The organism is Aureibacillus halotolerans (assembly GCF_004363045.1).
Lineage (GTDB): Bacteria > Bacillota > Bacilli > Bacillales > DSM-28697 > Aureibacillus > Aureibacillus halotolerans.
In genome coordinates, this window is the sequence record NZ_SNYJ01000013.1 from 17375 (window position 1) to 28000 (window position 10626).

Annotated in this window: 11 protein-coding genes; 4 read left to right on the plus strand and 7 right to left on the minus strand. The window is 45.6% G+C overall.

Features of this window, described 5'->3' with window-relative positions; genetic code table 11:
• Positions 1 to 27: 27 nt before the first annotated feature.
• A complete protein-coding gene (gene hxlA, locus EV213_RS14300) occupies positions 28 to 660 on the plus strand; it encodes a 3-hexulose-6-phosphate synthase (protein WP_133581237.1) in 633 nt (210 codons plus the stop codon).
• A gap of 4 nt (positions 661 to 664) precedes the next feature.
• Complete coding sequence (gene hxlB / locus EV213_RS14305; protein ID WP_133581324.1) at positions 665 to 1225, plus strand: 6-phospho-3-hexuloisomerase; 561 nt, start codon at positions 665 to 667, stop codon at positions 1223 to 1225.
• A 148-nt stretch (positions 1226 to 1373) separates the two neighbouring features.
• Here the strand turns inward: hxlB and EV213_RS14310 are convergent, their stop codons facing one another.
• The 3 genes from EV213_RS14310 to fosB all read right to left on the minus strand — a co-directional run bounded on the left by EV213_RS14310 (position 1374) and on the right by fosB (position 4510).
• Entirely contained in the window at positions 1374 to 2090 is a 717-nt protein-coding gene (locus EV213_RS14310; RefSeq protein ID WP_166639326.1) for a CPBP family intramembrane glutamic endopeptidase, read from the minus strand.
• Positions 2091 to 2364: 274 nt separating this feature from the next.
• The gene (locus EV213_RS14315) at positions 2365 to 3909 is read right to left on the minus strand and encodes a sulfatase family protein (RefSeq protein ID WP_133581239.1); all 1545 of its coding nucleotides are present in this window, start codon (positions 3907 to 3909) and stop codon (positions 2365 to 2367) included.
• 184 nt (positions 3910 to 4093) lie between these two features.
• Positions 4094 to 4510 (minus strand): metallothiol transferase FosB, encoded by a 417-nt coding sequence (gene fosB / locus EV213_RS14320; RefSeq protein ID WP_133581240.1) that lies wholly within the window; start codon positions 4508 to 4510, stop codon positions 4094 to 4096.
• Positions 4511 to 4578: 68 nt separating this feature from the next.
• Between fosB and EV213_RS14325 the strand changes: the two genes are divergently transcribed.
• On the plus strand, positions 4579 to 5430 hold the full coding sequence (locus EV213_RS14325) for an MsnO8 family LLM class oxidoreductase (protein ID WP_133581241.1): 852 nt from the start codon (positions 4579 to 4581) through the stop codon (positions 5428 to 5430).
• On the opposite strand, the gene EV213_RS14330 is transcribed toward EV213_RS14325, so the two are convergent.
• From EV213_RS14330 to EV213_RS14345, 4 genes are all read right to left on the minus strand, one after another.
• Positions 5422 to 6195, minus strand: a complete 774-nt coding sequence (locus tag EV213_RS14330; protein ID WP_166639327.1) for an endonuclease/exonuclease/phosphatase family protein — start codon at positions 6193 to 6195, stop codon at positions 5422 to 5424. The two genes, EV213_RS14325 and EV213_RS14330, sit on opposite strands and share 9 nt — an antisense overlap.
• A gap of 113 nt (positions 6196 to 6308) precedes the next feature.
• Complete coding sequence (locus EV213_RS14335; protein WP_133581243.1) at positions 6309 to 7712, minus strand: Na+/H+ antiporter NhaC family protein; 1404 nt, start codon at positions 7710 to 7712, stop codon at positions 6309 to 6311.
• A 254-nt stretch (positions 7713 to 7966) separates the two neighbouring features.
• Entirely contained in the window at positions 7967 to 8800 is an 834-nt protein-coding gene (locus EV213_RS14340; RefSeq protein WP_133581244.1) for an aldo/keto reductase, read from the minus strand.
• A gap of 234 nt (positions 8801 to 9034) precedes the next feature.
• Entirely contained in the window at positions 9035 to 9754 is a 720-nt protein-coding gene (locus tag EV213_RS14345; RefSeq protein ID WP_133581245.1) for an SDR family NAD(P)-dependent oxidoreductase, read from the minus strand.
• A 192-nt stretch (positions 9755 to 9946) separates the two neighbouring features.
• On the opposite strand from EV213_RS14345, the gene EV213_RS14350 reads away from it, so the two are divergent.
• A complete protein-coding gene (locus EV213_RS14350) occupies positions 9947 to 10489 on the plus strand; it encodes a hypothetical protein (RefSeq protein ID WP_133581246.1) in 543 nt (180 codons plus the stop codon).
• Positions 10490 to 10626 lie beyond the last annotated feature (137 nt).

A 10626-nucleotide genomic window follows, 5' to 3' on the forward strand; every position in this document is an offset into this window, starting at 1 on the left:
GCTTGTCAAACTAAGGAGGCAACTTAAATGAAATTACAACTTGCATTAGACTTGGTGAACATTCAGGAAGCGAAAGAACTTATTCGAGAGGTCGAAGAGCATATAGATATTATTGAAATCGGCACTCCTGTTATTAAAATTGAAGGCTTGAAGGCCGTTACGGAAATTAAAGAAGCCTTTCCGAACCTACTGGTGCTGGCTGACTTAAAAACGATGGATGCAGCTGCGTATGAAGTGCAAAAGGCTTCTGAAGCCAAGGCAGATATTGTTACGGTTCTTGGTGTGGCGGAAGATGAGTCCATCAAAGGAGCCGTTGCGGAAGCCAAAAAACAGGGCAAACAAGTACTCGTTGATCTGATTGCTGTGAAAGACATCGAAACGCGTGCCAAAGAACTTGACGCATTTGGTGTTGATTATATCTGTGTGCATACCGGCTATGACCTGCAGGCTGTGGGAAAAAATTCATTTGCCGATCTTCAGACAATTAAAGGCGTAGTTAAGCATGCCAAAACGGCGATTGCCGGCGGGATCAAACTGGAGACGTTGCCTGAAGTCATTAGCGTAAAGCCTGACTTGGTCATTGTCGGCGGCGGCATTGCCAACCAGGACGATAAGAAGGCCGTTGCAGCGAAAATGCAAGCAATGATTCAGCAAAGGTAACTTGATGAATACGACGGGCTATTTAAAAGAAATTCTGCAGGAACTGAATCAAGCCGCTGACCAAATAGCTGAAGAGCAAGCTGAACAACTCGTAGGCGCGATTTTGGATGCCGAGAAAATATTTGTAGCTGGAGCAGGCAGATCAGGATTCATGGCAAAATCCTTTGCCATGCGCATGATGCATATGGGTTTAGACGCCTACGTGCCTGGCGAGACCGTCACACCGGGTTACACGGAAAAAGACCTGATCATCATTGGCTCGGGGTCTGGTGAAACAAAGAGCTTGGTCACGACTGCCGAGAAGGCCCAAAGCATTGGCGGGAAACTGGCTATAGTCACCCTCGTCCCAACGTCCACGCTTGGAAAGCTGGCCGACTACACTGTGCAGTTGCCTGGAGCAACCAAAGACCGGTCAGAAGATGGTGGCTTTCAAACCATTCAGCCGATGGGTTCTTTATTCGAGCAAATGCTCCTTGTTTTCTATGATGCCCTTATTTTAAAGATCATGGAAGCCAAGGGCTTGGACACGCAACGAATGTATGGAAAACACGCCAATCTTGAATAAAGGCAAGAACGACAACGGGTATGCTGTTGTCGTTTTTGCTTGTGTAGGCTGGTGAACCAAGGTCTTGATAGAGATTATTGAGGTTGTATTTAAATATGAATTGTGAAATTAATTGCTACTTTCAAGGCTACTCCGCCATACGTACCCATTACACAATATAATTCACAGCGATGACAGAGAAAAGGGTCCCTGCGGCATTATTCACTGCATGAACGACGACGCATGGCCAAATCGATCCGGTACGGTAAAACAGGTAACCTGTGGCTAAGCCTGCGAAGAAGGCAAGCGGCCACACTTCATTAATGCCATGGGCCGTCGCAAAAATAACGGCACTTCCAAGTATGCTGACCCAAGGACCATATTTCTGTAGCGCATTCGTCAATACTCCGCGAAAAGCAAATTCTTCACCAAGAGGCGTTAGCACAGCGATCATCACTAGCTGAAGGAGGAGCGCAACCGTGCCGCCGTTCGCTGCAGCAATATAAGACTCCTGTGTGTTCTCCGTGTAACCAAATCCGTAATAAATCACGATGACAAAAATACGTGCAAGCACAAAGACACCAAGGCCTAACCCGACAGCCACCAGAAGCCAACGTCCACTCGTGCGACGAAAGCCAAATGAAGCGCCTGAACGTATACGCAGGATGTACGCCGCAAAAAAAGCACCCAACCCAGCAAGACCCGATAAGGCGGCTAAACTAATGCCATGCACAACACTACCCTCTTCAGTTAAGGTGAATATGAGTGGGATCGCCACCGCCATGACAACCACATACCCGAGTACCATCATTCCAATCTCCGGCCATCCTGGTCTTCTCTTTTCTTGAGCGATGTGTTCTGGTGTAGTTGAAGGATTTGAATTCATTACAGTCATCTCCTTTAAAGTAAGATATTGAAAAGTATGTTCACTTTTACCCTAGAAAGAGCTGACTATAAACGCAGAAAGGAAAATCCATACAAAAGTCCTATTACCTCCTAAATGTTTAATTAAGCTATAGCGGAGAGTCACGAATTTGAGCCCTTTCCTAACCTTGATGTACTTTTTTATCGAAAACAAAAGAGCAGTCACTAGCGAGAAATCCTTTAATACGTAGCTCATTCCGAGATAGCTCAGCTTGACCGCTTGCTTATAGAAATATTTATCCATTATTTTCATTGCACTCATTCAAACGTTTAGACTGTACCCTCTGCTTATTTCTATATTGAAGCTTTGCCGTCTTGTTTTCAGGCAGAGAATCCTCTTGCTGCATACTCCAGCGAAGCAATTTTCGTTCAAGTTCCACCGTTATTGACTCATGCTCCGGTTTGCCGAACAAATTGACCAATTCATCAGGGTCATTTTGCAAATCGTAAAGTTCTCCGTCCCCATTCGTGTAAATGTTCAGCTTCCAATCATGGGTACGAATGGATTTCCCTTTACCCAACCATGCTTCTCGGTGCGCGCACCATACAAAGCATGACTCATCGAACGGATCCTTTGGGCGATCAGTAATTTCTGATAACGTCATCGGCTCTCCTTCTTCCCCACTTTCAATCACAACATATTCACGAGGAGAATACGCCTGTTCAAACAAAATCGGAGCAAAACTACGGCCCTGCACGCCATGTGGAACCACAGAACCGGATAACTCCAGCAATGTGGGCATAAGGTCGACTAATTCTACAAGAGGTTTGCTAGACTGCGGTGAGATTTTCCCCGGCCAGGTTACAATTAAAGGCACATGCGTAAACGAATCGTAAAAGGCATTGTGCTTTTGAATTAATCCGTGAGCACCCATTGAATCCCCATGATCAGAAGTAAAGATCACAACAGTATCTTCTTTCAACCTTAAGCGTTCCAAGGTTTCCATCACACGACCTACATTGTCGTCTATGAAATTGATCATGCCGTAATGGATTGCTCTGACTCTGCGGATCAGATCGTCATCAGCTTTATCCATCGCATCCATTATATGCGCAACTTTTTGGCGTTCAGGCTTGTCTTTTAAATCATCTCTTGGTGGAAGAGGAACATTTTCCAGATCATACATACTGCCATAGGGCTCTGGCACCTGATAAGGTGTGTGGGGATCAGGAAAGGACAGCCACATAAAGAACGGTTGGTGAGTTTGGCGAACATTTTCTAAATAATCAATTGCCGAATCACCGAGTAACTGCGTTCCACACTTTTCATAAGACGCGGGATTTACCCCATGTCCCAGTGGACTCCTCCAGCAATGATCCACGGCCCATTGATGCGCGGAGGCCGCTTCAGGATCATTTTCATACCCTTCCACTAAGTGGCCATGATGCCCCTGTTTAATGTAGTCAAACACCTCATGCAACGTACTCTGTCTATTCGCTGAATCAAAAGCGTTTTCGTTCTCCATAAAAGCATGATTTTTGCCAATTAATGCGGTCTGATAGTCGTTTTCTTTTAAGACTTGTGGCAGTGACACTTCCAATGGATTGATCAGCATATGATTCGCATGACACCGAATCGTGGATGCATACCTCCCCGTCATCATTGAAGACCTGGACGGTGAACAGGCTGGATAATTACAAAACGCGTTGTCAAACACAACGCCGTTTTGAGCCAAACGTTCGAGGTGTGGTGTTTTTACAATTGGATTTCCGTATACCCCTAACGTATCTGCAGACTGCTGATCCGTTTGAATAAGGATAATATTCGGCTTTTTCATCATATATTGGTTCCCTCTTTTGCTGATGGAATTGGCTGTTCCGAAAAAGTGTGTCCATTCACAAATAAAGTACCTTCATTTCTTATATTCAATGGATTTTAGAGTGATTTTTCAATCTTTTATTCCAAAAATCACTCCTCCTCACTTTTTACAAACTCTACGTATTGTATCCAGTGGATGCTATTTATCAACCTTCGTCCTCATCCTCCCCAAACATCATATGGGGCTTTGTTTTACGATAATACGCAAGACGATCCGCCCGTGTCCCGGTGTGTAGTTCAAGCAAATGGCCGTCGGGATCGTAAAAGTACAAACTTTTCCGATCTTCCTCCGCACGTTCTCGCCCTTTCAAAATAGAAACGCCATATGCGGTGAGGTGCTGTTTCCATACCTCCACATCGTCTTCAGAAATTGAAAACGCAAGATGGGTATAGCTTTGTTGTACAGGCTGTCGGCTGGTGTTCTCATTTAGCGCAATCCACTCGCCTCCAATATCGAGGTAGGCGGTCGTTCTTCCTTGCACAAGGCGTTTTCCTTTAAGGACATCTGTATAAAACACCAAAGAGGTCTCTACATTCTGCACCTCAAAGCATATATGGTTCATACCATGAATCTCCACCACTCCACGCTGCCTTTCTACTGTGGTATTGTAGCTCCAAGGAGGTCGTTCGTATGGAGCTTTCCCTTTTAGATACATCGCCTGTACTCGCCGAGGAAAAGGATACACATGCGCTTGCAAACACCATCGCTTTGGCAAAAACGGCTGATAGGCTAGGCTTTAAACGCTATTGGTTTAGTGAGCACCACGAGCTTAACGGCATCGCCAGTGCGTCACCAGCTGTAATGATTGCGGCGATTGGCAGCCAAACGACTCAGATCAGGCTTGGTGCTGGGGCCGTACTGCTTCCCCTTCACACGCCGTATCGTGTTGCAGAAACCTATAGACAGCTGGCGACACTTTATCCTGGGCGAATCGATCTCGGCATTGGACGAGCCCAAGGTGCCCCAGCAGAAGTAGCGATTGCGTTAACAGGCAATTTCCTCGAAAAAGTTCGCCTGCATCCTGAACGTCTAGATGAGCTACTTCGTTATCTCAACTCAACGACAATGCGCCCAACGCCAGCTCTGCTGCCTGAGGTCTGGCTGTTAGGCACAGGGAAACGCAGTGCTCAGGCGGCAGCTGAAAGAGGGCTACCTTTTGCCTTTGGAGCCTTTATGAGCAAACTTTCTCCACAGGACGCGGTTCAGCTGTATCACTCTCAAAAAATACAAAAAGGACGGACAATGATCACTCTCTCTGCAATGTGCATTCCCCTAGGATGGACAGAAGCCGATCTCAAGCTACCTCCGCTATCGACAGAGGGCTTTCCTGTTCCGATTATAGGCACACCTGAGGAGGTCGCCACACAACTTCGACAGCACGTAAATGCTGGACGAGCAGATGAATTGATGCTTCACCTGCCCAGCCCCGTTTATGAAGCGAGGGATTACACTGTTCGTTCATTAGCACATGCGTTACTTTAACGTCGCTTCAATGAATACAGGGTCATGATCCGATGGAAAAACGAGGTCAGGTCGGTCGCGTACAATCAACACTCGCTCAATAGATATGTCTGGGGAGAAGAAGATATAATCAATGGGCTCGCCTTCTTCGACCTCTTTAAAGTTATGAAATGTTGGCTCAAGGGCAGGCAATTGATCATGCACATGCTCAACGGCGCCAGCTTCTGTTTTGCATGATCCAAGAATATTAATGGCCTCTCCATTCGGTCCTTCGTTCATATCTCCCAAAATAAACGTAGGCAACGTCTCATCCGCTTCGAACTCCTCAAGATGCTGCTTGATAATTAGCGCACCTTGCTGGCGTGCATACGGGCTTTCGTGGTCCAAATGGGTATTCATGATACGAATTCGGGCACTAGGATTTGTCACCGAGCGAAGCACAGCCCACGTACAAATCCTTGGCAATGAGCCCCAGTCTAGGCTGCCCGGTTTTTCTGGCGATTGTGATAGCCAAAACGTGTCTTCCTTTTCAAGCTCCCAAGCCTGCTTACGAATAAACACAGTATTTGCCTCGTCACCTTCGCGACGGTGAGCACCAAACGAATGATAGTCTGGCAACGCTTCTTTGAGTGCTTCCAACATCTCTGGCGTCATTTCCTGTGTGCCGAGCACATCAGGCGCATGGTGTTGAATAACCTGACAGATGGCCTTTTCCCTTTTACTCCATGGATAGGGATCCTCATCATTAGCGTAACGAAGATTAAACGACATTAGGCGAGTTTGCATTGGCTTCTTCTCCTTTGAATTCATTTTCGTCTTATGTTTATCCTACAAGAGGATCGCAAACAAAAAAAGAATGAATGGCTAATTCCTCACCATTCACTCTCCTTTTGTACACATTATCCCATTAAAAATGGAACGATAAGGTACAACACGGCAGCTACTGCAGCTGCAGAAATAGCCGGCACAAGCTTGAAGCGCGCATAGGCAATCGTGTTCATCCCTAAAATGACCGAAGTGGTATTCGTGTCATCACTCAATGGGGAGGCGAAAGCGCCAAAAGTGCCGCTCGCAAAAACTGCCCCCACGACAAGTGGCAGGCTCACGTCAGAGACTTGCGCCAATGACACACCTAGAGGCATCAGAATGCCCCATGTGCCCCAGGAGGAACCAATAAAGTACGAAATAAAGGCACCAAGCAAAAACAACACTGGTGGCACAAAAGCAACCGGAATCCAGCCAACATTGTTCGTAACAAATGTCGAGAACCCCATAGCGCCCGTGGCGTCGGCCAAGGCCCATACGACAGCCAATAGCAGAACAACGTTCATTACTTCATTTCCGCCTTCAATAAGCGCAGCAATTAAGGCACTTAGCTTAAATGCCTGAAATCGAAACAGGATCATTGATAAAAGCACGCTTAACACTAGCGCTAACACCATCGCCGTGAGGACATCGGCTTCAATAAACGCTTGAAAGCCCTGAAATCCTTGAGCGACCCCATCCAAGTAAGTCAAAAACACAGTTAAAAACAACACAACTGCCAAAGGGATAAGAAGATTTAACGGCTTTTCCGGAAGGTCTTTTGCGACAGACGGATGACACCCTTCCCATTGATCGTCTGGTTCCTCGCCACCTGCCTTTGTCGCTGATGCTTTGCCATGATGAAAAAAGCTAAGATAAAAGCCAATCGCAATCATTGAAAATGAAAAGAAATTAAAAGGAATGCTTTGGAGATAAAGTTGGTACGGATCCTGGGTCAACCCTTCATTATGCAACGAAATGTCAATGACAGAGGTCATATAACCAACAAAGGCTGTCGCAATTGGAACGAGCACAATAAAAGGGCTGGCCGTTGTTTCTATCGCAAAAGCCAATTCCTGTGGGGTCATCTTTACACGTTTGAGAAGGGCTCTCATGATTGGAGCCACCGTCACAATTCGGAAGCTTGGGGCGCTGAATGTACCTGTTGCAGAGATCCACGTTAAAGCGAGTGCCCCTTTTCTAGAGCCAATTCGATTCGATGCTTCCTTTACAAACCCCTTAATGCCCCCTGCACGTTTAATCATGCCAACCATCCCAGCAAACAAGTACAAAAAGACGATGATTTTCAAGTTGTTTTCGTCTTGAAGCCCTTTAATAATAAAGCCTATTGCCGTCTCAAAGCCGCCCAGCCAATGGGGCGTCAGGAAATAGGACGCTGTCAGCAATCCCGCCCCCAGCCCAGGAAGCACTTGCTTCGTCAACACTGCCACGACGATCACAGCCAGAAATGGCAGCAAACTAATCCACGTTCCTTCCATTCCATGGCCCCCTCACATTTTTTGTTAGTGTGTGAGGAACACTTAGCAGCTATACATTTAGAAGGAAAAATGGGAAGGAAAAACGATTGGATGCGGCGCGTTTTGACGAGGAAACGATCTGTTGACTCCTGTATCCGATCCGTACCAAACAGTATTCGATCACTTTCACATTTTATTAATTCCTACTCTGCACACCTCTTTCAAAACAAAAAAACGCCTGCCACACTACGTTATGTGTACAGGCGTCTCGTGGTTTACCAGCCGCCAACCTCGCTTGGATTGCCGCCAAACCGTTCTTCTTTATTTAGGGTGTCAATGTTTTTTAAGTCATCATCGGATAGGGTGAAATCAAACACTTCCGTGTTGCTCTTAATACGTTCTGGTGTTGTAGATTTCGGAATGACAACAATATCATTTTGAATCGCCCAGCGTAGCATGATCTGTGCGGTTGATTTATTATGCTTTGCAGCCACTTGCTTGAGAATGTCATTTTCTAGCAAGCGACCCTGACCTAGTGGTCCCCATGATTCGATTTGAATTCCCTGCTCCTTACAAAATTCACGGAGCGGTTTTTGTGCGAGCTGTGGATGCAACTCCACCTGGTTGATCACAGGCTTATGTGTATGGTCTTTTAGGAGCTCTTTCAAATGAGGAATTTCAAAGTTGCTTACGCCGATCGCCTTGACGCGCCCATCATCGTACAGCTTGCCAAGCGCCTGCCACGTTTCGCTGTAGGTTGCCTTCATCGGCCAGTGCACAAGATACAGATCGAGATAATCCGTTCCAAGCTTGTTTAAACTGCGATCAAAAGCGGCAATGGTCTCATTAAAGCCTTGCTCATCATTCCACACCTTGGACGTCAAAAACAAATCCTCTCTCGCCACACCGCTCTCTTTTATTGCTTGACCGACGCCTTCTTCATTTTGATAGAAGGAAGCTGTGTCGATGGAACGATACCCGACCTCAATCGCTGATTTTACTGCATTAACAACTTCATTGCCTTCAGATACTTTAAATACACCAAAACCAAGTCTAGGCATTTCAAGTCCATTTGCTAACGTTGTCGTTTCTGTTAAATGCATCGCCAAGAAAATCGCTCCTTTATTCGTTTTAGCTACTACGCTACGCCTCTTCGTGAGAAAAAGCAAAAATTCTGCATTAGTTTTTGCGTAAATATGCCAAAACGACTATGGTTTGATTAGAAACCTTCTTCTAGTGTGAGGAGATGTCTTTTTGTTTTTCGCGAAACGTTCTTCTTTAAACTTATATTTTGTAGAAATTTGCTGCCTGTCCTAATCGCCTAAAAACTAATTCTTCTTCGTTTAATGCTCGTAAATCATTTTCCGTGTCATTCCGCCATCAATGACGATGTTCTCACCTGTGATAAATTGGTTGGCGGGATCAGTCAGAAAGAGGCACGCCCTAGCAATGTCCTCTGGCATTCCAACCCGTCCAGAAAAATGCTGCAGGTGGTCAACGTCACGTAATTTCGCGTAATCGCCAGTTTCTATCCAGCCAGGGCTAATAGCATTTACAGTAATTTTTTTCGCAGCTAATGACGCAGCGAGCGAATGGGTCAATCCAAGAAGTCCTGCCTTTGATGCGGCGTATGCCTCCGAGTTCGGCTCACTCATGCTTGCGCGGGTTGAGGAAATGTTAACAATTCGACCTCCGTGAGACATTCGTTTGGCTGCTTCACGAGCGCATAAAAAGCTGCCACGAAGATTTGTGTTTACCACTATGTCCCAATCCTTTACACTAAGCTCAGTTGGCGGAACCCAACGACCAATGCCTGCATTGTTAATTAATACATCAATGCGTTTGTGGGCTCGTGCCACCGAGTTAAAAAAGGAATGCACCTCCTCCGGTTCACTAATGTCGACCTTGTAGGTATGCACGTTTTCCCGGCGATTGAGGTCTGCGAGGAGATCTTCATCGTGATCTACTCCAATGACTGTATAGTTTTCTTTGACATAGGCTTCTAAGATGGCACGACCAATGCCCTGGCCAACACCAGTAATGACGACATTTTGCTGTTCCATGCTTGTCCTCCATTTTTGTATTTTTTACAGACGTTTTTTTGAAACTTATCGTTCATTCATTACGTCTAATTGTGCATAGATTGGAAAAACATCGCAAGAATTGGCTCTCTTTTCATTAGAGATTTGACGCTAATCAACGTTGCATTTAACTACGTAAATTACATTGAAATGTCTTTCCTAAAAGGTGGTCCTGTGTCCTATATCCTTATTTTTGCTGTTACGGTTTTCGCCATTCTATTTTGCATCATTCATTTCATCGTTAATCTTGAGGATCCCCCGAGTTGGAAGCAACAGGTATGGCTCGTTCCCACATTTACGTTTGCGGCATTTGTTCCTCTTGCAATAGTTTTTGCGATTTTTGGTTTAATGGTTTGGGCGATTGTCCATTGGTCGCTTGATCAAGGTGCGCTTACTTTTTTAAATGGAACGATGTCGATTCAAAAGTTTGTCGTTCTTCTTATGGGATTCCTACTTCTTTGTGAAATCGTGCTTCATCCGATTTTCTACGCTTTATCGACAGCCGTCGCACGCAGAAAGCTTCGTAAGGTTGAGAAAAACATCATTAGCATCATTACCGATACTGTGGTGATCTATATTGTTCTAGATATGCTGCCCTCTGTGGAATTTTCCGGGTGGGTCAGTGCGCTGTTCCTAGCCATCATGTGTCAAATTGCCGGGTGGATGATCGAGGGCGTTATTCTTCTAATAGGCAAAAAAAAGCCACTCGCTAAATAACAAGTGACCAAATACATAAAGCTGCATAAAAACATTTGTCATTCGAGACACGAAGTTTCAGGTTGTGTGAAAACACTTGTCTTTTCAAAGCACGAAGCCTTGGGAGGCACGGAGTTGCCTTTTGGGCAATGAGCACC